This is a genomic window from Arthrobacter humicola, assembly GCF_022803015.1.
Taxonomy (GTDB): Bacteria; Actinomycetota; Actinomycetes; order Actinomycetales; family Micrococcaceae; genus Arthrobacter; species Arthrobacter humicola_A.
In genome coordinates this window covers 398249-421537 of record NZ_JAFKON010000003.1, presented here as the reverse complement: position 1 = coordinate 421537, position 23289 = coordinate 398249, and the positions used below count along the sequence as shown (strand labels likewise).

The following is a 23289-nucleotide window of genomic DNA, read 5'->3' as shown; positions in this document are numbered from 1 at the left end:
AATGGTCAGCACGCCCACACGTACGACGGCGGCACGATCCGCCGCAGGCGGGGCCAGCACTGGCACGCCCGCCGGCCGTCCGTCCCCTTCGGCGGCACGGCCAACGGCCGGCGGCCCCGCCGTCACCCCCGCGGCCCGGGTGCGTGCCTGGAGCCGCGGATTCTGGTCCGCGCTGGAAGGCACCGGCAAGTCCCGCAACGGATCCACGTACTACCTGATCCTTGGCTCCACCCTGGCGCTGACTGCGATCGGGATCATGATGGTCCTCTCGGCCTCCAGCGTAGAAGCCATCGCCGCGGGGGAGTCGCCGTACTCGGCCGCCCTCAAACAGGGCGGATTCGCCGCGATTGGCGTCTTCGCGATGCTTGTCCTCTCCCGCGTGAACGTGGTCTGGCTACGGCGCTTCGCCTGGCCGCTCATCTTCCTGGCCATTGCGCTGCTGGGCCTGGTCCTCCTCGTGGGACGCAGCGCGCTGGGCAACCAGAACTGGATCGACGTCGGTCCGTTCACGTTCCAGCCCTCCGAAGCCGCCAAGCTTGCCCTCGCGCTCTGGATGGCCACCGTGCTTGACCGCAAGGCCAAGCTCCTCCACGAATGGCGCCACGCGCTCATTCCGGTCGTGCTCCCGGGCGCCATTGCGGTCCTGGGCCTCATCCTGGCCGGAAACGACCTCGGGACGGCCATGATCGTGATGATCATCGTGGCCGCCGCGCTGTTCTTCGCCGGCGTGCGGCTGTACCTTTTCGGCTTCGCCGGGGCGGTCCTGGCCCTTGGCGCGACGATCCTCGCCGTCACGAGCCCGAACCGGATGTGCCGCATCCTGTCATGGACGGGCCAGACCTGCGCCGACGGCTCCGACCTGAACTACCAGTCCACCAACGGCCTGTACGGGCTCGCATCCGGCGGCTGGTTCGGTGTCGGACTGGGCCAGAGCCGGCAGAAGTACAGCTGGATCCCGGAAGCGCACAACGACTTCATTTTCGCGATCATCGGCGAGGAACTCGGACTGGTCGGCACGATCGTCGTCCTGGTCCTGTTCGCCATCCTCGGCACCGCCATCTACCGCGTGGTCGTCGCCCAGCACGATGTCTTCCACCGCGTCCTGGCCGGCACGATCATGGTCTGGCTGCTGGGCCAAGCCAGCGTCAACATGGCCGTGGTCACCGGGCTGGCACCGGTGATCGGTGTCCCCTTGCCGTTCATTTCCTATGGCGGCTCGGCCCTGCTGATGTCGCTGTGCGCAATCGGCGTCGTCCTGTCCCTGGCCCGGGCCCAGATGGACCCGGGCATGCAGCCGAAGAAGATGCTCAGGTTCGGCCCGGCCGCCTTTGCCAATTCCGTGCGGAGGGCCCGCGCTGCCCGGGCTGCAAGGACTGCCGCCAGCCGGTCCGCCGCCAGCACGGCCTCCAGCCGGTCCGCCGCCCGCACGGCAGCCCGACCCAAAGCCCCCGCAAGTAAGAGCCCCACCAAGGCCCCCGCAAGCAAGAGCCCCGCCAAGAGCCCCGCCACCAAGAACCGTACGAAAGCGTAAACAGCCCTTCATGAACACCGAGTCGCCCTTGTCCGTGGTCCTTGCCGGCGGCGGAACCGCCGGCCATATCAGCCCGCTGCTGGCAATTGCCGGCGCCCTCCGGCAGTCCCACCCCGGAGTGCAGCTTCTGGCTGTCGGGACCCCCGGCGGAATGGAAGCGCGGCTCGTCCCGGCGGCCGGCCTGGACCTTGCCACCATCAGCCGTGTCCCGCTCCCGCGCAAGCCTTCCGCGGATCTGCTCCGGCTGCCGGGCCGGATGGCCGGTGCGGTGAAGCAGGCGGGTTCCATCCTGGACGAGGCCGGCGCCGACGTCCTGGTGGGGGTCGGCGGGTACGTGTGCACACCGATGTACCTCGCTGCCCGGCGCCGGAAGATCCCAATCGTGGTCCACGAGGCCAACACCCGTCCCGGCCTGGCCAACCGTGTCGGCGCAGGCCTCGGCGCCCACGTGGCAGTGGCCTTCGCCGAGACCAAACTGGGCCGCGCCGCCCGGCACGTAGGCATGCCCATGCGCCCCGAAATTTCCGGCCTCGACCGCGCGGCCGCCCGGGCCGGTGCACGGCAGGCGCTCGGCCTGGACGCGGACCGGCCGACGCTCATCGTCACGGGCGGGTCCTCGGGCGCCCAGAGCATCAACCGGTCGCTCGCTGCGGCCGTAGGGGCCCTCGCCGACGCCGGCGTGCAGACCCTGCACATCACCGGCCGCGGCAAGTCCGTCCACGACGCCGACGGCAAACCGCTCGCCGCGCCAGGCTACCGGCAGGTGGAGTACGTCGACGGCATGGAAACCGTCTATGCCGCGGCGGACCTGCTGCTGGCCCGTGCCGGAGCCGCCACGGTCTGCGAGGTGGCCGCCGTGGGCGTGCCTGCCGTTTTCGTGCCCCTGCCCATCGGCAACGGCGAGCAGGCGCTGAACGCCGCGGGCCTGGTCGCCGCGGGAGGCGCATTGATCGTCGATGACAAGGCCTTCTCCGCCGACTGGATCAGCGGGAACATCATTCCCCTGCTGCTGGACACGGACAGGCTGGCCCGGATGGCAGCCAGCGCCGAACAGCTCGGCATCCGCGACGCCGACCGGCGCATGGCCGATCTCATCCTCGACGTCGCGTCTTCGAACGAGCACAGCGGGAATCCGCAGCGTCCGAAACAACCGGGCACGAAACAGCAGCGTCCGAAACAGCAGGGCCCGAACCAGCACGGCAGGAAGCAGTAGAGCAATGACCCAGCCCCAACACGGCACGCATGCCCTGGAATCCCTCGGCCGCGTCCACTTCATCGGCATCGGCGGCGTCGGCATGTCCGCCGTTGCCCGCATCATGGTGGCCCGCGGCATCCCGGTGAGCGGCTCCGACGCCAAGTCGCTGCCCGTCATGGCGGACCTCGCGGCCGCCGGGGCGCGGATCGCCGTCGGCTATGCTCCCGGCAACCTGGGAGACGCCCAGACGGTGGTCGCCGGCTCCGCGATCCGGGCCGACAACCCCGAGCTCGCAGCGGCCCGTGCCGCCGGACTCCCGGTGCTGCACCGCTCCGAGGCGCTGGCCGCCACGATGGCGGATGACACTGTGGTGGCAGTCGCCGGAACGCACGGCAAGTCCACCACGACCTCCATGATCACGGTGCTGCTGCAGGGCGCCGGGCTGGACCCGTCTTTCGCGATCGGCGCCAACGTCCCGGCGCTCGGAGTCAACGCGGCACACGGCACGGCGGGCATCTTCGTCGCCGAGGCCGACGAGTCGGACGGCTCCTTCCTGAATTACCGCCCCACGATCGCCGTGGTGACCAACGTCGAGCCGGACCACCTGGACTTCTACGGCACCGCCGAGGCCGTCTATGCTTCCTTCGACAGCTTCACGGCACTGCTCCCGGCGGACGGCGTCCTGGTGGCGTGCGCTGACGACCCCGGGGCCAGGGCACTGGCCGAGCGCACCCTGGCCCGCGGCAACACCCGCGTGGTGCTTTACGGAACCGCCGCCGACGCCGCCATCCGGCTGCACGACGCGGGACCTGGCCGGATGGGGATCTCGACGACGGCGGGCACGTTCGGCGTCGAACTGCAGGTTCCGGGCCGGCACAACGCACTCAACGCTGCCGCCGCCTTTGCCGTGGCGGTCGAACTCGGCGTCGCGCCCGACACCGCTGCGGCGGCACTGGCCCACTTCTCCGGCGCCTCGCGCCGTTTTGAGTTCAAGGGGGAGGGCCGCGGCGTCCGCGTCTACGACGACTATGCCCACCACCCCACGGAAGTCCGCGCCGCCCTGTCCGCGGCACGTGCCGTCGCCGGGGAGCACAAGGTGCACGTGCTCTTCCAGCCGCACCTGTTTTCCCGAACCCGCGAATTTGCCCGCGAGTTCGCCGAAGCGCTCAACACGGCGGACACGGCCCTGGTCCTGGACATCTATCCTGCCCGCGAGGATCCCATTCCAGGGGTCACCAGCGGGCTGATCGCCGAGCACCTGGGCTCAGGCGGCCGCCTTGTCGGACCCGACGGGGAGGCTGTGCGGGCGCTGCTGGCGGCCGCCGGCCCCGGGGACATCGTGCTGACCGCCGGCGCCGGGGACGTCACGGCCTACGGGCCGCTGATTGTCGAGGCCCTGACGGCCGAGGCCGCCGGTGCCTAGCACCAGGCGCCCCACCTACCGTGGCGGGTCCGGCACTAGCGGGTCCGGCACCGGCGGATCCGGCTCCCGGCCGCCGTCCGCCGGTACTGGCACGGATGTCATTTCTGCGTCCAAGACCGCCACGGACACCGCCGCGGACACCGCCGTCGGCCGGTCCCGCAATCCGCAGAACCCGCAGGGCACCCCGGACAACGGTCCCGGCAAGGTGCTGTCCTTCCCCGAGCCCAAGGGCAAGCGCCGCCGGCGGATCCTGCTGAGCACCATCGGGATCGTGGCTGTGCTGATGGCGGGGATCGTCGCGGCCGCCGTCTACTCGCCGGTGCTGGCCCTGCGCTCGGTCACGGTGGAGGGTACAAAGATGTTGCACCCGGATCAGGTCCAGGCCGCACTCGCGCCCCTTCAGGGCAAGCCGCTGCCGCAGATCAGCGAGGAGGAGGTCACAGCCCTGCTCAAGCCGCTGGTCCAGGTCAAGGACGTCACCGCGAAGGCGCTGCCGCCCGCCACCTTGCAGGTGCACGTCACCGAGCGCATTCCCGTGGCCCTGGTCAAGCAGGGCAAGACCTTCCAGCTGGTGGACGTCGACGGTGTCCAGCTCAGCACCACCGCCGATGCCGCCTCGGTATCGCTGCCGGTGATCGACGGCGGCAGCGGAACGCTGCCGAAGGACCTGTTCCAGGCCATCACGGCGGTCCTGGGGGCCCTGCCGGCGGATGTGCTGGCGCGGCTCTCCAACGCCTCTGCCGCGTCGGCCGACGCCGTCGAACTCAAACTCGTCGACGGGCAGACAATCGTCTGGGGCAACGCGGGGGAGAAGGAGCTGAAGGCACGGGTCCTTTCTGCCCTCCTGAAGGTCCCGGCCGACCCCAAAAACCCGGTGAAGGTCTACGATGTCAGCGTGCCCCGGCACCCTGTCACACGGTAGCCGGCAATCGGATCCGCCGCGGCCGGGTGTCCAGCGGACGTCCAGCTGCCCGCGGGACTACTTACAGGGGCTATTTGCCCGGTATTCGCGCGACACGCCCCGGGCGGTTATTGAATGTCCCCTGCATAGGAAATACCGTCACAGACATGAGTTACTTGACATAACTATAACCTTCAAGTCGAAGGTTAAGGTTCAAAGCTTCAAGCAGGACTCGATCAGTTTTCGCATTAGTACACGAACAAGGGACACGTAACGTGGCAGCTCCGCAGAATTACTTGGCCGTCATCAAGGTCGTCGGCATCGGCGGCGGTGGCGTGAACGCAGTCAACCGCATGATCGAGGTCGGTCTTCGCGGCGTCGAATTCATTGCCATCAACACCGATGCCCAGGCATTGTTGATGAGCGATGCCGACGTCAAGCTCGACGTCGGGCGTGAGCTGACCCGTGGACTCGGTGCTGGCGCGAACCCTGAAGTTGGCCGGCAGGCCGCGGAGGACCACGCCGATGAAATCGAAGAGGTCATCCGGGGCGCAGACATGGTCTTCGTCACCGCCGGCGAAGGCGGCGGAACCGGCACCGGCGGCGCCCCCGTTGTCGCCCGGATCGCCCGGTCCCTTGGTGCCCTGACCATCGGCGTCGTGACGCGCCCCTTCACGTTCGAAGGCCGCCGCCGTGCCGGCTCCGCCGAGGCCGGCATCGACGCCCTGCGCGATGAAGTCGACACCCTGATCGTGATCCCGAACGACCGCCTGCTCTCCATCAGCGACCGCAACGTCTCGGTCCTGGACGCGTTCCGTTCCGCCGACCAGGTCCTGCTCTCCGGTGTCCAGGGCATCACGGACCTCATCACCACCCCCGGCCTGATCAACCTCGACTTCGCCGACGTCAAGTCCGTCATGCAGGGTGCCGGTTCCGCGCTGATGGGCATCGGTTCTGCCCGCGGCGAAGACCGCGCCGTGAAGGCCGCGGAGCTGGCCATCGCCTCCCCGCTGCTGGAAGCATCGATCGACGGCGCGCACGGCGTGCTGCTGTCCATCCAGGGCGGTTCGGACCTTGGCCTCTTCGAAATCAACGAGGCAGCCCGCCTGGTGCAGGAAGTCGCCCACCCGGAGGCCAACATCATCTTCGGTGCCGTGATCGACGACGCCCTCGGCGACGAGGCACGCGTCACCGTCATCGCCGCCGGCTTCGACGACGTCAAGGCGACCTCGCCGTCCATGGACCAGTCCCTGCCGGCCGCGCCGCAGCGGCCCGCGACCGCCGCCCCGGCGCCGGCGCAGGCACCCGCCTCCGCCCCGGTCCAGCCGCTGCACGCCACCGTCGGCGCCTCCGGCTACGGCGGCTGGGGCCAGCAGCGCCCCTCTGCCGTACCGGCCGATTCGGGCTTCGACGTCGACCTTCCGGCCGTCGTGGAGCCGGACCTGTCCGGCCGGCACTCCGATGACCTTGATGTCCCGGACTTCCTCAAGTAAACAGTTCCGCTCCAGCATGGCACCGCCGTCCGGCGGTGCCATGCTGCTTTGCGGCGGGTTACGGTGGATTCTATGAACGCAGGTATTCCGGACATGTTGATGGCGGTGTTGTGATTGTTTTGCTGGCGGGCTGAAGTCCGGCCGGGCGTATGGGTGGCTTTCACCGATGCCGGAGCCGGGAACCTGGCACTGCATGTCGGTGATGACCCCGCGGCGGTCCGCCGACGACGCGCGGAGCTCGAAGCGGCCGCCGGGCTCGGCGGGCGCTCTTTCCGGTACATAAACCAGGTCCACGGCAGTGACGTCGCCACCATCGTTGGGTCCACGGCCGCGGACTCCGCGGGCGAAGGTCCGGCCGCGCCCACGGCCGATGCCATGGTCTCCCTGACCGAGCCGCTGGCCGTCCTGGTGGCCGACTGCGTGCCGGTGGTGCTGGTCGGCGAGGATCCGGCCGGGGCGCCGGTACTGGGCGTCGTCCACGCCGGGCGGCCAGGCGTCGCCGCCGGGGTGGTGCCAGCGGCCGTGGCCCGCCTCCGGGAGCTCGGTGCGGACCACATCAGCGCCTGGGTGGGCCCCTCGGTCTGCGGGCGCTGCTATGAGGTCCCCGGCAGCCTTCGCGCGGACGTTGCCGCGGCCGTACCTGCCACCTGGTGCACCACCTCTACCGGCACCCCTGGCCTGGACCTGCCGGCCGGAGTGCGGAGCCAGCTGGAAGCTGCGGGCGTCGCGATCGAATACTCCGGGGGATGCACCCTCGAGGACGACACCCTCTTCTCCTACCGCCGCAACAGCCACACCGGCCGCTTCGCCGGGCTGGCTTGGTCGGACGGCACCCACGGGACTGACGGGGCTGACGGGAAAAGGGAGCATGGCCATGACTGAACCGGCGCAGCGCCCGGAAGTACACGCCGTCCAGCCCGTCACGGCGCCGGGGGAGAGCCATGAGGGCCGAACGGACGCGCTGGAAGGCCCCCGCCTGGCCCAGCTGGAGGCGAACCTCGCGGCCGTCCGCCGCCGGATCGACGCTGCCGTGGCCGCCGCGGGCCGGCAGGCGGCGCCGCCGCGCCTGATCGTCGTCACCAAGTTCCATCCTGCGCTGGACGTCCGGCGGCTGGCGTCGCTGGGGGTCACCGATGTCGGGGAGAACCGGGACCAGGAGGCCGCGGACAAGGCGGCGCAGCTTCAGGACCTTGGCCTGAGCTGGCACTTCATTGGCCAGCTCCAAAGCAAGAAGGCCAAATCCGTGGTGAAGTACGCCGCAGCCGTGCACTCCGTGGACCGGGAAGCCGTGGCCTCGGCCCTGGCCAAGGCGATGGCCGTCGAAGCCGACCGCGCCGGCCGCCCGCCCCTGGACTGTTTCATCCAGGTCAGCCTGGCTGAGGACGAAGGGGCGCACCGCGGCGGCGCGGCGCCCGGCGAAGTCCCCGCGCTGGCCGAACAGGTCGCCGGTGCCGGTGGGCTGAGGCTCGCCGGCGTCATGGCCGTTGCCCCGCTCGGGGCGGACCCGGCGGCTGCGTTCGAAAAGCTGGCGGACATTTCCGGGCGGCTGGCCGAACAATTTCCGTTCGCCACGGGGATATCCGCCGGCATGAGCCAGGACCTCGAAGAGGCCGTCCGCTTCGGGGCGACACACCTGCGCATTGGCTCCGATATTCTCGGTCCGCGTCCGGCCCTGCGGTAAGTTCGACATATTGGAAGGTAATGGCGGGGATTCCAAGGCTGTCTAGTCACTAAGCGGCCCGCTTACGGACAAGATTAGGAGTCGACCATGGCTGGCGCTCTGCGCAAGACAATGATCTATCTTGGGCTCGCCGACGGCGACGAACACTACGAGTCTGAGCACCCCACACCGCACAAGGATGAGGACGAATCCATGGAGCAGGACCGCGAGGAACGACGTGCTCCGGCGCCCGTCCGCGAGGTCCCCCGGGAAGAGCCTCACGCCGCTGAAGAGGAATATCGCGCACCTGTGACACCCATCAAGCGTGCGGCATCGAGCCGCGAAGAGACCACCGGACTCCGGCAAATCACGACCATCCATCCGCGGTCGTACAACGACGCCAAGCTCATCGGCGAAAGCTTCCGCGACGGCATTCCCGTCATCATGAACGTCACCGACATGGGCGAGGCTGACGCCAAGCGCCTCGTGGACTTCTCCGCCGGTCTTGTTTTCGGCCTCCGCGGCAGCATCGAACGGGTGACGAACAAGGTCTTCCTGCTCTCGCCGTCGTACGTCGAAGTCATCGGCGATGACAAGAAGGTCAGCGAGACGCAGGCTAGTTTCTTCAACCAGAGCTAGGCCCGAATATTCGGTACTGATGCCAGGCGGGACACCTGCCTGGCATCCGTGCGGAATTATCCGTGTTGAAATAGAAGTGACACTTTCCTTAGGACACTTCGGTATCCGGAATGAACATGGAGATATGAGTTAGCTCATGGGAATTGTTTTGGGGCTCGTCTATATCGTTCTGTTGCTTTTTTTCGTGGCATTGATCATCCGCCTGGTCTACGACTGGGTGCAGATGTTTGCCCGAAGCTGGCGGCCGCGCGGTTTGGCACTCGTGACAGCCCATGCTGTGTATTCGGTCACGGACAAGCCCCTCAAGCTGCTCCGCCGGCTCATCCCGCCGCTGCGGCTGGGCGGAATGTCGCTGGACATCGGCTTCCTGCTGCTGTTCGTGGCCGTGAGCGTGGCGATGTGGGTCGTCAAGGGCCTGGTGTACGCCCAGCCGATCGCAGCATAGGCCGCAGCCGCAGCCGGGCAGCGACCTGCCCGGGCCCAGGCCCAAACCGAAAGAAATCTCCGGTTTGACACTGCGGTGTTGAATTAGAGGAACCAGACCATATTTAGGTACCGTAGTTTTGACGGCCGGAAGGCCTACTGACTAACTAGACCAACGAGGTGACCAGATGGCTTTGACGCCAGAAGACGTTGTCAACAAGCGCTTTCAGCCGACCAAGTTCCGCGAAGGCTACGACCAGGACGAGGTTGACGACTTCCTGGACGAGATAGTCGTCGAACTTCGGCGCCTGAACCAGGAGAACGACGAGCTGCGCAAGAAGCTCGCCGAATCTGGCGCCGGCACGCCTGCCAGCTCCGCAGCCGCCGCACCCGTGGTGGAAAAGGTCCCGGCACCCGTCAAGGCCGAGAAGGAAGACACCGCCAAGGCCGAGGCCGAGGCCAAGGCAAAGGCGGCCGCAGAAGCCGCCAAGAAGAAGGAAGCCGAGCAGGCTGCCAAGGCCGCCCAGGTTGTCGAGCCGGCACGAAGCGCCGCCACCCCGGCGTCGGAGTCCGCCGCCGGCCTGCTCGCCATGGCGCAGCAGATGCACGACAAGCACGTCGCCGACGGCGAGCAGCAGCGGGACAAGATCATCGCTGAAGCCCAGATCGAGGCCAGCAGCCTCGTCAACGATGCGCAGGAAAAGTCCCGCAAGATCCTCGGTGCCCTCGAGCAGCAGCGCTCCGTCCTGGAACGCAAGGTCGAGCAGCTTCGCGGCTTCGAGCGCGACTACCGCTCACGCCTGAAGGCCTACATCGAAGGCCAGCTCCGCGACCTGGACGCCCGCGGCTCCGTCGCGGCCCCCGAGGTTGGCGAAGCCAGCTAGGGCAAAAAGCAAGTATTCTGAAAGCCGGTGGCTGAGGATTCCTCGGCCGCCGGCTTTTCCCTTTTCCCGCAACGTGCCGGCACCGGCCCAGGTGCCCGGCGCTTGCCGGTACCTGAACCCGGTCCCCGCACTGGCTCCCGATCGAAAGCCCTATGACTGACGCACCATCACCAGACGCCATGCAGCCCGTCGAGGCGGCACAGCCCGTGCGCGCCCGTCCGCGGCGGGCAAAGCTGTTTGTCCTGTTCGCTGCCTTCGCGGTCTTCGCTTACGTGTTCGACCAGCTCACCAAGCTCTGGGTCACGACCACCATGACCGAGGGTGAGCGGATCCCCGTGCTTCCCCCGCTGCTGCACTGGTTCTACATCCGCAACTCGGGGGCGGCGTTCTCGATCGGCGAGAACGTCACCTGGGTGTTCACGATCATCATGGCGGCCGTGTCTGTCGCGATCCTGCTGCAGCTGCGCAAGCTCGGCTCGCTCTGGTGGGCACTGGCGCTGGGGCTGCTGCTCGGCGGCGCACTCGGCAACCTGACGGACCGGCTGTTTCGCGAGCCGTCCTTCGCGATGGGCCATGTGGTGGACTTCATCCAGCTGCCAAACTTCGCGATCTTCAACATCGCCGACTCCGCCGTCGTCTCCGCCGTCGTGATCATCTGCCTGCTCACGCTCCGCGGAATCTCCCTGGACGGCTCACGCCACACGAAGGATACGGTGGCTAACGATGTCTGAGACTGCCTCAGGAAACGCCGCTGACATGGCGGCCGACATGGCCAGCGAAGCCGGCACCGCACCCGCCGGGCACCACCGCTTCACCGTCACGGAGGACCTCGCCGGTTCCCGTGTGGACGCCGGATTGGCCAGGCTGATGGACATCTCCCGCTCCCAGGCCGCCGTCCTGATCGCCGAAGGCAACGTCACCAGCAACGCAGGGAAGGTCGGGAAGTCCCTCAAACTCACCCTGGGCACCGTGCTCGAGGTCGTGGTGCCGGACCGCAGGGACCCCCTGGAAATCGTGGAGGAAGTAGTGGACGACCTGTGGATCCTGCTGGACGATGACGAATTTGTGGTCATCGACAAACCGGTCGGTGTGGCCGCGCACCCCTCGCCCGGCTGGGTGGGGCCCACGGTGGTGGGTGGCCTCGCCGGGCTCGGCTACCGGATTTCGACGTCGGGCGCCCCGGAGCGCGCCGGCATCGTCCACCGGCTCGACGTCGGCACTTCCGGTGTCATGGTGGTGGCCAAGACCGAAAATGCCTACACCGTGCTCAAGCGGGCCTTCAAGGAGCGCACCGTGGACAAGGTCTACCACGCCGTCGTCCAGGGCCTTCCCGATCCGCTGGCGGGCACCATCGACGCGCCCATCGGCCGGCACCCGGGCCATGACTGGCGGTTTGCCGTGACCGAGGACGGCCGTGATTCGGTGACGCACTATGAGGTCCTGGAAGCTTTCGGGAAAGCTTCACTCGTGGAGGTGCACCTCGAGACGGGCCGCACCCACCAGATCCGCGTGCATTTCTCGGCCCTGCGCCACCCCTGCGCCGGTGACCTCACCTACGGTGCTGACCCGAGGCTGGCCGCCACCCTCGGCCTCACCCGGCAGTGGCTGCACGCCCGGGAACTGTCCTTCGACCACCCGCGGACAGGGGAGCGGGTTACCGTCGCCAGCGAGTACCCGCAGGACCTGCAGTACGCGCTGACGGTCCTGGAGTCCGGAAACGCCTGAGCCGCACGGCACGGGCGGCCTGAATCCACGGGGTTCTGGCGGGCCGCCCGTTGCCGCCGTTCCGTCCCGACCGCCGTGGCTGCACGCCGCCGTCGTGGCACGGCACTAGAATGGTGCGGTGACTTCCAGCAACGACTCGTTTGTCCATCTCCACAACCACACCGAGTACTCGATGCTGGACGGTGCCGCCCGGCTCGGTGAGCTGTTCGACGAAACCGAACGGCTCGGCATGCCGGCCCTCGCCACGACCGACCACGGCTACCTGTTCGGCGCCTTCGACTTCTGGAAGCGCGCAACAGACCAGGGCATCAGGCCCATCATCGGCGTCGAAGCCTATGTGACTCCCGGGACCGCCCGCACGGACAAGACCCGTGTGCGCTGGGGCGAGGAGCACCAGCGCAAGGACGACATCTCCGGCGGCGGCTCGTACACGCACATGACCCTCCTCAGCTACAACAACGTGGGCATGCGGAACCTTTTCCGGGCCTCCTCGATCGCCTCGCTGGACTCGGTCTTCGGCAAATGGCCCCGGCTGGACCGCGAGCTGCTGAACACCTACTCGGAAGGGCTCATCGCCACCACCGGGTGCCCGTCCGGCGAGGTCCAGACCCGGCTGCGGCTCGGCCAGTACCGCGAAGCCGTGGAGGCCGCGGCGGAGTTCCGCGACATCTTCGGGGCCGAGAACTACTTCTGTGAGCTCATGGACCACGGCCTGGACATCGAGCGGCGCGTCACCGGTGACCTGCTGCGCCTGGCCAAAGACCTGAATCTGCCGCTGGTGGCCACCAACGACCTGCACTACACGCACGAGCACGACGCCAAGGCGCATGAGGCCCTCCTGGCCATCCAGTCCGGTTCCACCCTCCTGGAGCCGACCTACGACAACGGCGGCTCGCGCTTCGCCTTCTCCGGCAGCGGCTACTACCTGAAGTCACCGCAGGAAATGCGCGAACTGTTCCGCGACCACCCCGAGGCGTGCGACAACACGCTCCTGATCGCCGAACGCTGCGAAGTTTCCTTCAACACCGGCGCCAACTACATGCCCCGGTTCCCCTGCCCGGAGGGGGAGGACGAAACGTCCTGGCTTGTCAAGGAGGTCGACAAGGGACTCCGCTACCGCTATCCCCAGGGCATCCCGGACAAGGTCCGCAAGCAGGCGGACTATGAACTCGAAGTCATCACCTCGATGGGCTTCCCGGGCTACTTCCTCGTCGTCGCCGACTTCATCAACTGGGCCAAGAACAACGGCATCCGGGTCGGTCCCGGGCGTGGCTCCGGTGCCGGCTCCATGGTGGCCTACGCCATGCGCATCACCGACCTGGACCCGCTGCACCACGGCCTGATCTTCGAGCGCTTCCTCAACCCGGACCGCGTCTCCATGCCTGACTTCGACGTCGACTTCGATGACCGGCGCCGCTCCGAAGTGATCGACTACGTCACGCGCAAATATGGCGACGAGCGCGTGGCGATGATCGTCACCTACGGCACCATCAAGACCAAGCAGGCCCTCAAGGACTCTTCCCGTGTGCTGGGCTACCCGTTCAGCATGGGCGAGCAGCTGACCAAGGCGCTGCCGCCGGCGGTCATGGCCAAGGACATCCCCCTGGCCGACATTCAGAACCCCCAGTCCAAGCGCTACAGCGAGGCCGGCGACTTCCGCCAGCTCATCAGCACCGACCCGGAGGCCGCCAAGGTCTTCGAGACGGCGCTGGGCATCGAGGGCCTGAAGCGGCAATGGGGCGTGCACGCCGCCGGCGTCATCATGTCCTCGGACCCCATCATCGACGTGATCCCGATCATGCGCCGCTTCCAGGACGGCCAGGTCATCACCCAGTTCGACTACCCGACGTCCGAGGGCCTCGGCCTGATCAAGATGGACTTCCTCGGGCTGCGAAACCTGACGATCATTTCCGATGCCCTGGAAAACATCAAAATGAACCGCGGCATCGAGCTCGACCTCGAGACGCTCGAGTTGGATGACACGGCGTCCTACGAGCTGCTGGCCCGCGGAGACACGCTGGGCGTCTTCCAGCTCGACGGCGGCCCCATGCGGTCCCTGCTCAAGCTGATGAAGCCCGACAACTTCGAAGACATCTCCGCCGTGCTGGCCCTCTACCGGCCCGGACCCATGGGCGCCAACGCGCACACCGACTACGCGCTGCGCAAGAACAAGATCCAGGAAGTCATCCCGATCCACCCGGAGCTCGAGGAACCGCTGTCCGAAATCCTCGGCGGGACCTACGGGCTGATCGTGTACCAGGAGCAGGTCATGGCCGTGGCGCAGAAGCTCGCCGGCTACACCCTGGGCCAGGCCGATATCCTGCGCCGCGCCATGGGCAAGAAGAAGAAATCCGAGCTGGACAAGCAGTTCGCCGGCTTCTCCCAGGGCATGCAGGACAACGGCTATTCCATGGCCGCGGTCAAGACCCTCTGGGACATCCTGCTGCCGTTCTCCGACTACGCCTTCAACAAGGCGCACTCGGCCGCCTACGGCGTGATCTCCTACTGGACCGCGTACCTGAAGGCGCACTACGCGCCGGAGTACATGGCTGCCCTGCTGACCTCGGTGGGCGATGACAAGGACAAGTCGGCGATCTACCTCAACGAATGCCGGCGTATGGGCATCACGGTGCTGCCGCCCGACGTCAACGAGTCAGCCCTCAACTTCACCCCGGTGGGCACCGACATCCGCTTCGGCATGGGCGCCATCCGCAACGTCGGCGTGAACGCCGTCGAAGCCATGGTGGCGGCGCGCGAAAAAGAAGGCGCCTACGCCTCCTTCAAGGACTACCTCCTGAAGGTCCCGGCAGTGGTCTGCAACAAGCGCACCATCGAATCCCTGATCAAGGCCGGTGCCTTCGACTCGCTCGGCCACCCCCGGCGGGCCCTGGCCATGATCCATGAAGAAGCGATCGACTCCGTCATCACCCTCAAGCGCAACGAGGCGATCGGCCAGTTCGACCTCTTCGCCGGCTTTGAGGACCAGGAGCCCGAGGCGTCGCTCAGCACTGAGATCCCGGACCTGCCGGAATGGGAGAAGAAGGACAAACTGGCGTTCGAGCGCGACATGCTCGGCCTCTACGTCTCCGACCACCCGCTGCAGGGACTGGAAGGGCTCCTGAGCCAGCACGCCGACCGGTCGATCACCTCGATCATCGCCGAAGACGGCCCGCCGGACGGCTCGATCGTGACCATCGCCGGCATGATCACCTCGCTCAGCCGACGGATCGCCAAGGCCAGCGGCAACGCCTACGCCCGGGCCGAAATCGAGGACCTCGCCGGTTCCATGGAGGTCATGTTCTTCGGCCAGGTTTACGGCCCCATCGCCTCGGTGCTCGCGGAGGACCTGATCGTGGTGGTCAAGGGCCGGCTGCAGCGGCGCGACGACGGCGCCGTCACCTTGAACTGCATGGAACTCTCCGTGCCGGACCTCAGCGACAGCCAGAACGGGCCAGTGGTGATCACCATGGCCACGCACAAGGCCACCGAGGCCGTGGTCACTGAGCTGGGCGACGTGCTGCGCACGCACCGCGGAAATTCGGAGGTCCGCCTGCACCTGCAGGGCGACACCCGGGTGGAGGTCATGGGCCTGCCGGTGCACCTGCGCGTCAACCCGAGCCCGTCACTGTTCGGCGACTTGAAGGTGCTGCTCGGCCCGACGTGCCTGGATAACTAGGACGGACCACCAGCCCCGGGCACTGGAACGGCCGGCCGGCCGGAGGCTAGATCTCGTAGTCGAGCGGAACGGGCTGGCTGTAGGCACCGGAGTGGTAGAGCAGGGGAACACCGTCGTCGCCGACCTGGCCCTCCACCACCTCGACCACTACGACCGCGTTGTTCTCGAAGGAGAGCCGCATCTGGACCTTGCCGATCAGCCAGCCGCTGACTCCCTTGAGCACGGGCACCTCGTGGGGTCCGAGCTCCCAGTGGTCGCCGTCGAACCGGTTGCCGGCCCGGGCGAAACGGTCGGCGAGCTCCTGGTTTTCCAGCCCGAGCATGTGCACGCCAATGTAGGTCGTGTTCGCCACGGCCGGCCACGAGCTGGAGGTCCTGGCCATGTTGAACGTAAAGCGCGGCGGCTTGGCGGACAGAGAGGCCACTGAGGTCGCCGTGAATCCGAACGGGACGCCGTTGTGGTTGGCCGTGATGATGGCCACGCCCGCCGCGTGCCGGCGGAACATTTCCCTGAATGTTCCCTCGAAACTACCTTCATCTGTGGCCACTGCGATCCAACTCCCTGCTGCACGTGCGTGTCGTACTTCTACTCTGCCAGCGTATTGCGCAGGGGAATCGAGTGCGGCATTTTCTTTACGTCTCCCGTCATGTGCTTCCGGCCGGCGTCATGCGCCGGGGGAATCCTTGTTACGGTTTGTTGCATGACACAGTCCGCAGTAGACGGCCCCGTCCACCACGCCGGGGAACCCGCACAGCCCGGGCGGCGTCCCGAGGGGCAGCCCGGGTCCGGGGGGACATGGCGGAAGGCCGCGGTCATCGCGGCCGCCGGCATCCCGGTGGGGCTGCTTTGGTGGCTCCTGGCGCCGTCGGGCCTGAATCTCCTGACCGGAAACCCTGACCTCGCCGCCGGCACCAACACCGCCACCTGGCTGCCCCGGGACCTTGTGCTGGCGGGGCTGTGCCTGCTCACAGGGTGCATTGCCGGGTCGTTCGTCGCCGGCAACAAGCAACAGCAGCCCGGCCCCGGCACCGTTGTCCTCGTGGTCCTCGCCGGCGCTGCCGGTGCGCTCATCGCGTGGGGAACCGGTGTGCTCAGCGCCCAATGGTGGGGAGCGCCGGCGGATACTTCGGCCAGCGCCAGCGTCGCCTTCTCCCTGCGCTCCTATGCGGTCCTCGCCATCTGGCCGGCAGCGATCGCCCTGGCCATCTTCCTGAACAGCCTCTTCCCGGGCAACGGCGGCAAACCCCGCCGCCGCGGGGCACGTAAAATGATCGGGTGAGCCTAACTCCTGACAGCCCCGTGACCCCGATGACCGCCGCCCTTAACTTCCGCACGGTGGACGTGCGCGGTGCGCACCTGTCTCTCGCCGGACTCCGCGCCGCCGTGCCCCGGGCACAGTCCGGGACGATGGCCGACGCCGAGGGCAAGGTCCTGGATATCATCTCCGCCGTCCGCGCGCGGGGCTTCGGCGCACTGCGGGAGCTGGCACTGGCTTTCGACGGCGTCGAGCAGACGCATCCCCGCGTCCCGGCCGAGGCGCTGCGTGCAGCCCTCGAGAACCTGGATCCCGCCGTCCGCGCGGCCCTGGAGGAGTCCATCAAGCGGGCCCGCGCCTTCGCCGACGCCCAGCGCCCGGCGAACATCGACGTCGAACTCGGAGAGGGCGCCGTCGTCAGCCAGAACTGGGTGCCGGTGGCGCGCGTGGGGCTCTATGTCCCCGGCGGCCTGGCCGTCTACCCGTCCTCGGTGATCATGAACGTGGTCCCGGCCCTGGCCGCCGGCGTCGAATCGATCGCCCTGGCTTCGCCGCCGCAAAAGAACTTCGGCGGCCTCCCGCACCCCACGATCCTGGCTGCGGCCTGCCTGCTGGGCATCGAGGAGGTCTACGCGATCGGCGGGGCGCAGGCCATTGCGGCCTTCGCCTACGGCATCCCGGCCGACGCGTCCGACGGCGGCCACCTCCCCGGGATCGACCCCGTGGATGTCGTCACCGGTCCGGGCAATATCTTCGTGGCCACCGCCAAGCGCCTGGTCAAAGGCGTTGTCGGGATCGATTCCGAGGCCGGCACCACGGAGATCGCTATCCTCGCGGACGCCACCGCCAGTCCGGCGCTCGTGGCCGCGGACCTTATCAGCCAGGCCGAGCACGACCCCAAGGCTGCATCGGTGCTGTTCACCGACTCCGAGGCCCTCGCCGCCGAGGTCCGCGTGGAGCTTGAGCGGCAGGCCGCTGCCACCAAGCACTCGAGCCGCGTCCGCGAGGCACTCTCGGGCCCGCAGTCCGGGGTGGTGCTGGTCGAGGACCTGGAGCAGGGCATCGCCGCCTGCGACGCTTACGCCGCGGAACACCTTGAAATCATGACCGCCGACGCCGCCCGGGTGGCCGGCCGGATCCGCAGCGCCGGTGCGATCTTCGTGGGGGACTACAGCCCCGTGAGCCTGGGGGACTATTGCGCCGGCTCCAACCACGTGCTGCCCACCAGCGGCACCGCGGCCTTCTCCTCCGGACTGAACGTGACCACGTTCCTGCGCGCCATCCAGGTCATCAACTACACCCGCTCCGCGTTGGAGCAGGTCAGCGGCCACATCGTCAGCCTCTCCGGCGCGGAGGACCTGCCGGCGCACGGCGAGGCCGTCACGGTGCGGTTCGCCGCCCGGTAGTTCAGGACCCAGACCACTACATGTAGTAATTACAGGCTTGTTATTCAGCTACATCTAGTCGTAAACTGAGGTCACAGCGGATTGCGACAGGGGAGGAGCCGACATGTATTGCCCGTTCTGCCGGAACCCTGATTCGCGCGTCGTGGACAGCCGGATCGCCGACGACGGCTCCGCCATCCGGCGCCGCCGGCAGTGCCCCGAATGTGGCCGCCGGTTCACCACCGTGGAAACCACAAGCCTGACCGTCATCAAGCGCTCCGGGGTCGGCGAGCCGTTCAGCCGCAGCAAGGTCATCAACGGCGTGCGCAAGGCCTGCCAGGGCCGCCCGGTCACCGAAGACGACCTCGCCCTGCTGGCGCAGGAAGTCGAGGAGGCGATCCGGGGCTCCGGCGCCGCCGAAATCGAGGCCCACGAAGTCGGGCTGGCGATCCTGGAGCCGCTGCAGCGTCTCGACGAGGTCGCCTACCTGCGGTTCGCCAGCGTCTACCAGGCCTTCGAATCCCTCGAGGACTTCGAATCGGCGATTTCCCTGCTTCGCCATGAGGCAGAGACCAAGGGCCGGGACGGCACGAGCCCGGACAAGCGGCCGCTGCAGGCGCCGTCGTAAATGTCCTGATTGTCCTGGCGACTGTGTCCCAGGATCCACCACAGACTCCGGTGGTGGCAGCGGAGGGGAAGCCGCAGCCACCACCGGCTCCACCTCACCGCTCCACAAAGAAATTGAGCTATCACTCCGGGTCGTTCCCAGCGTTCAGAACGGCCCGGAGTGATAGCTCAATTGGCTTTAATCCCGCGATGGGCCTTTATTTGGCCAGCTTGTGCTTGAGGGCAATCTCGATGGCGGCGCCCACGATCCCGGCGTCGTTCTTCAGCTCGGCCGGGACGATCGGCGTCCGCAGCTTCATGTGCGGCAGGTACTCGTCCGCACGCTTGGAGATGCCGCCGCCCACAATGAAGAGCTCAGGGGAGAACAGGAATTCCACGTGGGAGAAGTAGCGCTGCAGCAGGACGCTGTACTGTTCCCAGCTGAGGCCCTCGCGCTCACGGGCCACGGCTGAGGCCTTGGTCTCGGCGTCGAATCCGTCGATCTCCAGGTGGCCGAGTTCGGCGTTGGGAACCAGCTTCCCATCGAAGATGAACGCCGAGCCGATGCCGGTGCCAAGGGTGATCACCAGCACCGTGCCGGCGACTCCCTCGCCGGCACCGAAGCGGGCCTCGGCGAGTCCGGCGGCGTCGGCGTCGTTGATGACCTCCACCGGGCGGCCGAGACGCGCCGTGAGCATGGCATCGATGTCGGCTTCCAGCCACGACTTGTCCACATTCGCGGCCGAATGGACCACACCGTGCTGGATGATGCCGGGGAAGGTCACTCCCACGGGGCTGCTGGCGTCGGGGGCATCGGAGCGGGCAGAGAGCTCGGCGACAACCTGCGCGACGACTTCGGCCACGGACTCAGGGGTGGAGGGCTGCGGCGTCGGGAAGCGCACCCGGTCGCCGATTAGCTTCCCCTTCTTCAGGTCCACGATCCCGCCCTTGATTCCGGTCCCACCGATGTCAATGCCGATCAGGGGGGCGTTCTTCTTCGACTTTTCGTCCTTCTTGGCCAATGTCGTTCCGTTCGTGGCAGGGGCGGGCTGTAGTGACCGGGCAGGGCCGGTGGTGAAAGAGCGGGGTGGTTCCGGGAACTAGCGTGTGGAGCGGGCGGTCAGGGCAGCGTGAGGACCTCGGCACCGGACTCCGTCACGAGCAGGGTGTGCTCGAACTGGGCGGTGCGCTTGCGGTCGCGGGTCACGACGGTCCAGTCATCGGCCCACATGTCCCAGTCAACGGTGCCCAGGGTCAGCATTGGCTCGATCGTGAACACCATACCGGTTTCCATGGTGGTGTTGTATGCCGGGGCCGCGTCATAGTGCGGAATGATCAGCCCGGTGTGGAAGGCTTCGCCAACTCCGTGCCCGGTAAAGTCGCGGACCACGCCGTAGCCGAAGCGCTTTGCGTAGGACTCGATGGTCCGGCCGATCACGTTGATTTCGCGTCCGGGAGCCACGGCCCGGATGGCGCGGTTCAGCGATTCCCGGGTGCGCTCGACGAGGAGGCGGGATTCCTCGTCGACGTCGCCGACCAGGAAGGTGTAGTTGGTGTCGCCATGGACGCCGCCGATGAAGGCCGTGATGTCGATGTTGAGGATGTCGCCGTCCCGGACCACCGTGCTGTCCGGGATGCCGTGGCAGATGACCTCGTTGAGGGACGAACACAGGGACTTCGGAAAGCCCCGGTATCCGAGGGTGGAGGGGTAAGCGTTGTGGTCCAGCAGGAACTCATGGCCCACCCGGTCCAGCTGGTCGGTGGTGACGCCGGGTTCGACGTGCCTGCCGACCTCCACGATGGCCTGGGCGGCGATTTTGGAGGCGATCCGGATCTTCTCGATGGTCTCCGCCGACTTGACCTCGGACCCCGTGAACTTCGCAGGAGCCGGCTTGCCCACATATTCCGGACGCGGGATGGACGGCGGCACGGGAAGCTGCGGGCTCACTGTCCCCGGGACCAGCGTGCCGATGGGTGCAGTTGAGGCTAGAGAAGGCATAGATTGATCATATAAGTAGCCGGGCTCGCCCCGGAAAATGCAGCCCGGAAAACACACCCCGGAAAACACGCCCGGACACGCTCCGGGCCATGAAGGAGCCCCGATGCCCGAATACTGGTACAACGTCAACACCCACGAGATCGAGGAAGACGCGATGTCCGACTGGAGCCAGCTGATCGGACCGTACAAGACCCGTGAGGAAGCCGAACACGCGTTGGAAAAGGTCAAGGCGCGCAATGAGGCTTGGGACAAGGACGAGGACGACTAGCCCGTACGGGCCTGCTGCGCCCGCGGGAACGTCCCCCGGCGATCGCGGGCACGACACCGCACAGGCTGACTGATTTTTCCCAGCCCCTGATTCTCACCCTGTGAGGGTGGGTGCGAGCCGGTTGCCGACAGCCATACTGGGAAAATGCCGACGCGCGTTGCCCGCACCCGCGGCGCCCGAATCTCAGACCTCGCCAGGCTGGCCCTCGCCTGGGCTGCCTCGACTGTTGCCCTCATCATCACCGGCGCCCTGCTGCCAGGGTTCTCTGCGGCCAGCTGGTGGTCATACGCCGCCGTGGCGGCGGCAGCCGGCCTCGTCGGCCTGGTCCTGCGCCCCGTGCTGGTGGAGATCTCGGCCAGGGTGGGCTGGGTAGCAGTGCTTCTCACCGCCCTGGTGGGGCAGGCCCTGATCATGTACGTCGCCATCCGTCTGGTGCCCGGCATCGAGTCGACGCCGTTGACAGCCCTCGCCGCTACCTGGGTCAGTGCCGTCGTGGGCACGCTCATTTCGTGGGCCACCACAGCCGGAACCGATGACGGCCTCATCACCTCGCTGGCCGGACGGGCACGCCGGCAGGAAACGGTGACCGATCCGGAGGTTGACGGTGTCCTGTTCGTCCAACTCGACGGGGTGCCTTTCCCGGTGCTGCAGTGGGCAATCCAGTCCGGGGGAGTGCCCCATCTCCGCCGCTGGCTGGCCTCGGGAGATTACCAGTTCCGTGAATGGACTCCCCAGCTGCCTTGCACGACGCCGGCGAGCCAGATGGGCATTCTGCACGGCACGGTCGACGGGATCCCGGCCTTCCGGTGGTATGACCGTGAGCTCCAACGCGTCCTGGTGGCCAACCGTCCGGCAGACGCCCGGGTGATTGAGGACAGACACAGCACCGGCCAGGGACTGCTCTGCGACGACGGCGTCTCCATCTCGAACCTGTTCACCGGTGACGCGCCCCGCTCGTTTTTGACGATGAGCCGGGTAGAGGTCCGGCGCGGCTCGACCCAAACCCGCCGGGCGTTCGCCTGGTTTTTTGCCACCCCGAACGGCTTCATGCGCAGCTTCACGCGGACCGTCGGCGAGATCTTCAAGGAGCGTTGGCAGGCCCGGAGACAGGTCAAACGTGACCTCAACCCGCGGGTGCGGCGGGACTGGACCTTCGCCCTTCTGCGGGCAGTCACCAACGGTCTGCTTCGGGACCTGAACACGGCGCTGGTGGCTGAGGAGCTGCGTCGCGGCACGAAGAGCATCTATGTCGACTACGTTGACTACGACGAGATTGCCCACCACGCAGGCATGTTCCGCCCCGAGTCGCTTGCAGCCCTGGATGGCTTGGACCGCACGCTCGGCGCCTTGGCCGAACTCGCCGGGTCCGCTCCCCGCCGCTACCGGCTGGTGGTGCTCTCGGACCACGGCCAGTCCCAGGGCACGCCGTTCGCGGACAGGTATGACCAGGCGCTTGGTGATCTGTGCGCGGAACTGATGCAGGAACACGTTCAGAACGTGGACGCGTCCGTCGAGGGACTCGGGCGCGCGGACTCCATCGCCGGCGACGTTGCCACTGGCGGATTGTCCGGGAAGCTCGCCGGCCGCGCCGACAAGGTGCTGACCAAGGCACAAGAGACGCCGGCACAGCAGACTTCCGGCCCAGGCAGCGCGGAGGATCCGGTAGTCGTGTTGGGCTCGGGCAACCTGGGCCTGGTGTACCTGCGGGGTGACCGGCGCCTGAGTCTCCAAGCCCTCGAGCATCGGTGGCCTGCCCTGGTCCCTGGCTTGGCGGGCCATCCCGGCGTCGGATTCGTGGCCGGCATCGATGAAGAGGGCGGGGCGTGGGCGATCGGAAGCGGCGGGCGCGTCAATATCACCAGCGGGGCGGTGGAGGGCACCGACCCGCTGGCCGGATTCGGGCCGCATGCGGCGCGGGTGCTGAATCTCGCGCTGATGCACCCCGAGGCTCCGGACCTCTATGTCAACAGCGCGGTGGATCCCGTGACCGGCGACGTTGCAGCGTTCGAAGGCCTCGTGGGATCCCACGGGGGTCTGGGGGGTTGGCAGGACCGCGCCGTGCTGATGGGCCCGGCCGATCTCATGGCGGGGCTGCCCGAGCGGATCGAGGGTGCCGGGGAACTCCACCAGGTGCTGGTGGCGATGCTTGAGTCCTGTGGCCAGCGCGCCACGACGGCGTCCCGCGGCTGAGCGACCAACTGGGGGATTTCCCCCGGGCGGGTCCAA

At 67.6% G+C, this 23289-nt stretch carries 21 protein-coding genes; 18 read left to right on the top strand and 3 right to left on the bottom strand.

Annotation, left to right across the window (positions count from 1 at the left end; genetic code table 11):
* Window position 1 precedes the first annotated feature (1 nt).
* From ftsW to dnaE, 13 genes are all read left to right on the top strand, one after another.
* A complete protein-coding gene (gene ftsW, locus ARTB_RS09350) occupies window positions 2–1531 on the top strand; it encodes a putative lipid II flippase FtsW (protein WP_243179525.1) in 1530 nt (509 codons plus the stop codon).
* 10 nt (window positions 1532–1541) lie between these two features.
* The gene (gene murG, locus ARTB_RS09345) at window positions 1542–2744 is read left to right on the top strand and encodes an undecaprenyldiphospho-muramoylpentapeptide beta-N-acetylglucosaminyltransferase (RefSeq protein ID WP_243179524.1); all 1203 of its coding nucleotides are present in this window, start codon (window positions 1542–1544) and stop codon (window positions 2742–2744) included.
* 4 nt (window positions 2745–2748) lie between these two features.
* Window positions 2749–4149 carry a UDP-N-acetylmuramate--L-alanine ligase gene (gene murC / locus ARTB_RS09340; RefSeq protein WP_243179523.1) on the top strand — a complete coding sequence of 467 codons (1401 nt, stop codon included), beginning with the start codon at window positions 2749–2751 and terminating at the stop codon, window positions 4147–4149.
* Entirely contained in the window at window positions 4142–5071 is a 930-nt protein-coding gene (locus ARTB_RS09335) for a cell division protein FtsQ/DivIB (protein WP_243179522.1), read from the top strand. The genes murC and ARTB_RS09335 overlap by 8 nt, the downstream gene beginning before the upstream one ends.
* A gap of 254 nt (window positions 5072–5325) precedes the next feature.
* Complete coding sequence (ftsZ, locus tag ARTB_RS09330) at window positions 5326–6543, top strand: cell division protein FtsZ (protein ID WP_079553943.1); 1218 nt, start codon at window positions 5326–5328, stop codon at window positions 6541–6543.
* Between the two features lie 114 nt (window positions 6544–6657).
* Entirely contained in the window at window positions 6658–7425 is a 768-nt protein-coding gene (locus ARTB_RS09325; RefSeq protein WP_243179521.1) for a polyphenol oxidase family protein, read from the top strand.
* Window positions 7418–8224, top strand: coding sequence for a YggS family pyridoxal phosphate-dependent enzyme (locus ARTB_RS09320; RefSeq protein ID WP_243179520.1), 807 nt, complete (start codon window positions 7418–7420; stop codon window positions 8222–8224). The genes ARTB_RS09325 and ARTB_RS09320 overlap by 8 nt, the downstream gene beginning before the upstream one ends.
* Window positions 8225–8311: 87 nt before the next feature.
* Window positions 8312–8842 (top strand): cell division protein SepF, encoded by a 531-nt coding sequence (locus ARTB_RS09315; RefSeq protein WP_230008814.1) that lies wholly within the window; start codon window positions 8312–8314, stop codon window positions 8840–8842.
* Window positions 8843–8978: 136 nt separating this feature from the next.
* A complete protein-coding gene (locus ARTB_RS09310; protein ID WP_243179519.1) occupies window positions 8979–9287 on the top strand; it encodes a YggT family protein in 309 nt (102 codons plus the stop codon).
* Between the two features lie 166 nt (window positions 9288–9453).
* Entirely contained in the window at window positions 9454–10149 is a 696-nt protein-coding gene (locus ARTB_RS09305; protein ID WP_028275874.1) for a DivIVA domain-containing protein, read from the top strand.
* A gap of 152 nt (window positions 10150–10301) precedes the next feature.
* Window positions 10302–10880 carry a signal peptidase II gene (gene lspA / locus ARTB_RS09300; protein ID WP_223916639.1) on the top strand — a complete coding sequence of 193 codons (579 nt, stop codon included), beginning with the start codon at window positions 10302–10304 and terminating at the stop codon, window positions 10878–10880.
* Between the two features lie 25 nt (window positions 10881–10905).
* The gene (locus ARTB_RS09295; RefSeq protein ID WP_243179594.1) at window positions 10906–11874 is read left to right on the top strand and encodes an RluA family pseudouridine synthase; all 969 of its coding nucleotides are present in this window, start codon (window positions 10906–10908) and stop codon (window positions 11872–11874) included.
* A gap of 118 nt (window positions 11875–11992) precedes the next feature.
* Entirely contained in the window at window positions 11993–15550 is a 3558-nt protein-coding gene (dnaE, locus tag ARTB_RS09290; protein WP_243179518.1) for a DNA polymerase III subunit alpha, read from the top strand.
* A gap of 46 nt (window positions 15551–15596) precedes the next feature.
* On the opposite strand, the gene ARTB_RS09285 is transcribed toward dnaE, so the two are convergent.
* Window positions 15597–16055, bottom strand: coding sequence for a flavin reductase family protein (locus ARTB_RS09285; protein WP_018772361.1), 459 nt, complete (start codon window positions 16053–16055; stop codon window positions 15597–15599).
* Between the two features lie 195 nt (window positions 16056–16250).
* Here ARTB_RS09285 and ARTB_RS09280 point away from each other — a divergent pair, with 195 nt between their 5' ends.
* The 3 genes from ARTB_RS09280 to nrdR all read left to right on the top strand — a co-directional run bounded on the left by ARTB_RS09280 (window position 16251) and on the right by nrdR (window position 18818).
* The gene (locus tag ARTB_RS09280; RefSeq protein ID WP_243179517.1) at window positions 16251–16829 is read left to right on the top strand and encodes a hypothetical protein; all 579 of its coding nucleotides are present in this window, start codon (window positions 16251–16253) and stop codon (window positions 16827–16829) included.
* Window positions 16830–16858: 29 nt separating this feature from the next.
* The gene (hisD, locus tag ARTB_RS09275) at window positions 16859–18211 is read left to right on the top strand and encodes a histidinol dehydrogenase (RefSeq protein WP_279294130.1); all 1353 of its coding nucleotides are present in this window, start codon (window positions 16859–16861) and stop codon (window positions 18209–18211) included.
* 103 nt (window positions 18212–18314) lie between these two features.
* Complete coding sequence (gene nrdR / locus ARTB_RS09270) at window positions 18315–18818, top strand: transcriptional regulator NrdR (RefSeq protein WP_243179514.1); 504 nt, start codon at window positions 18315–18317, stop codon at window positions 18816–18818.
* A 196-nt stretch (window positions 18819–19014) separates the two neighbouring features.
* Here the strand turns inward: nrdR and ppgK are convergent, their stop codons facing one another.
* Complete coding sequence (gene ppgK, locus ARTB_RS09265) at window positions 19015–19818, bottom strand: polyphosphate--glucose phosphotransferase (RefSeq protein ID WP_223916650.1); 804 nt, start codon at window positions 19816–19818, stop codon at window positions 19015–19017.
* Window positions 19819–19916: 98 nt separating this feature from the next.
* Window positions 19917–20795 (bottom strand): type I methionyl aminopeptidase, encoded by an 879-nt coding sequence (gene map / locus ARTB_RS09260; protein WP_243179512.1) that lies wholly within the window; start codon window positions 20793–20795, stop codon window positions 19917–19919.
* 103 nt (window positions 20796–20898) lie between these two features.
* On the opposite strand from map, the gene ARTB_RS09255 reads away from it, so the two are divergent.
* On the top strand, window positions 20899–21063 hold the full coding sequence (locus tag ARTB_RS09255; RefSeq protein ID WP_018772367.1) for an SPOR domain-containing protein: 165 nt from the start codon (window positions 20899–20901) through the stop codon (window positions 21061–21063).
* A 144-nt stretch (window positions 21064–21207) separates the two neighbouring features.
* A complete protein-coding gene (locus ARTB_RS09250; RefSeq protein WP_243179510.1) occupies window positions 21208–23253 on the top strand; it encodes a phage holin family protein in 2046 nt (681 codons plus the stop codon).
* The last annotated feature ends 36 nt before the right edge of the window (window positions 23254–23289 follow it).

Coding starts and splice junctions, on each gene's coding strand:
- ARTB_RS09315 (WP_230008814.1), top strand. CDS start 8,312: ATGGCTGGCGCTCTGCGCAAGACAATGATCTATCTTGGGCTCGCCGAC.
- ARTB_RS09295 (WP_243179594.1), top strand. CDS start 10,906: ATGGCGGCCGACATGGCCAGCGAAGCCGGCACCGCACCCGCCGGGCAC.
- ARTB_RS09310 (WP_243179519.1), top strand. CDS start 8,979: ATGGGAATTGTTTTGGGGCTCGTCTATATCGTTCTGTTGCTTTTTTTC.
- murC (WP_243179523.1), top strand. CDS start 2,749: ATGACCCAGCCCCAACACGGCACGCATGCCCTGGAATCCCTCGGCCGC.
- ARTB_RS09305 (WP_028275874.1), top strand. CDS start 9,454: ATGGCTTTGACGCCAGAAGACGTTGTCAACAAGCGCTTTCAGCCGACC.
- ARTB_RS09255 (WP_018772367.1), top strand. CDS start 20,899: ATGCCCGAATACTGGTACAACGTCAACACCCACGAGATCGAGGAAGAC.
- lspA (WP_223916639.1), top strand. CDS start 10,302: ATGACTGACGCACCATCACCAGACGCCATGCAGCCCGTCGAGGCGGCA.
- ftsW (WP_243179525.1), top strand. CDS start 2: ATGGTCAGCACGCCCACACGTACGACGGCGGCACGATCCGCCGCAGGC.
- ARTB_RS09285 (WP_018772361.1), bottom strand. CDS start 16,055: ATGTTCCGCCGGCACGCGGCGGGCGTGGCCATCATCACGGCCAACCAC.
- ARTB_RS09280 (WP_243179517.1), top strand. CDS start 16,251: ATGACACAGTCCGCAGTAGACGGCCCCGTCCACCACGCCGGGGAACCC.
- nrdR (WP_243179514.1), top strand. CDS start 18,315: ATGTATTGCCCGTTCTGCCGGAACCCTGATTCGCGCGTCGTGGACAGC.
- hisD (WP_279294130.1), top strand. CDS start 16,859: ATGACCGCCGCCCTTAACTTCCGCACGGTGGACGTGCGCGGTGCGCAC.
- ARTB_RS09250 (WP_243179510.1), top strand. CDS start 21,208: ATGCCGACGCGCGTTGCCCGCACCCGCGGCGCCCGAATCTCAGACCTC.
- map (WP_243179512.1), bottom strand. CDS start 20,795: ATGCCTTCTCTAGCCTCAACTGCACCCATCGGCACGCTGGTCCCGGGG.
- ARTB_RS09320 (WP_243179520.1), top strand. CDS start 7,418: ATGACTGAACCGGCGCAGCGCCCGGAAGTACACGCCGTCCAGCCCGTC.
- murG (WP_243179524.1), top strand. CDS start 1,542: ATGAACACCGAGTCGCCCTTGTCCGTGGTCCTTGCCGGCGGCGGAACC.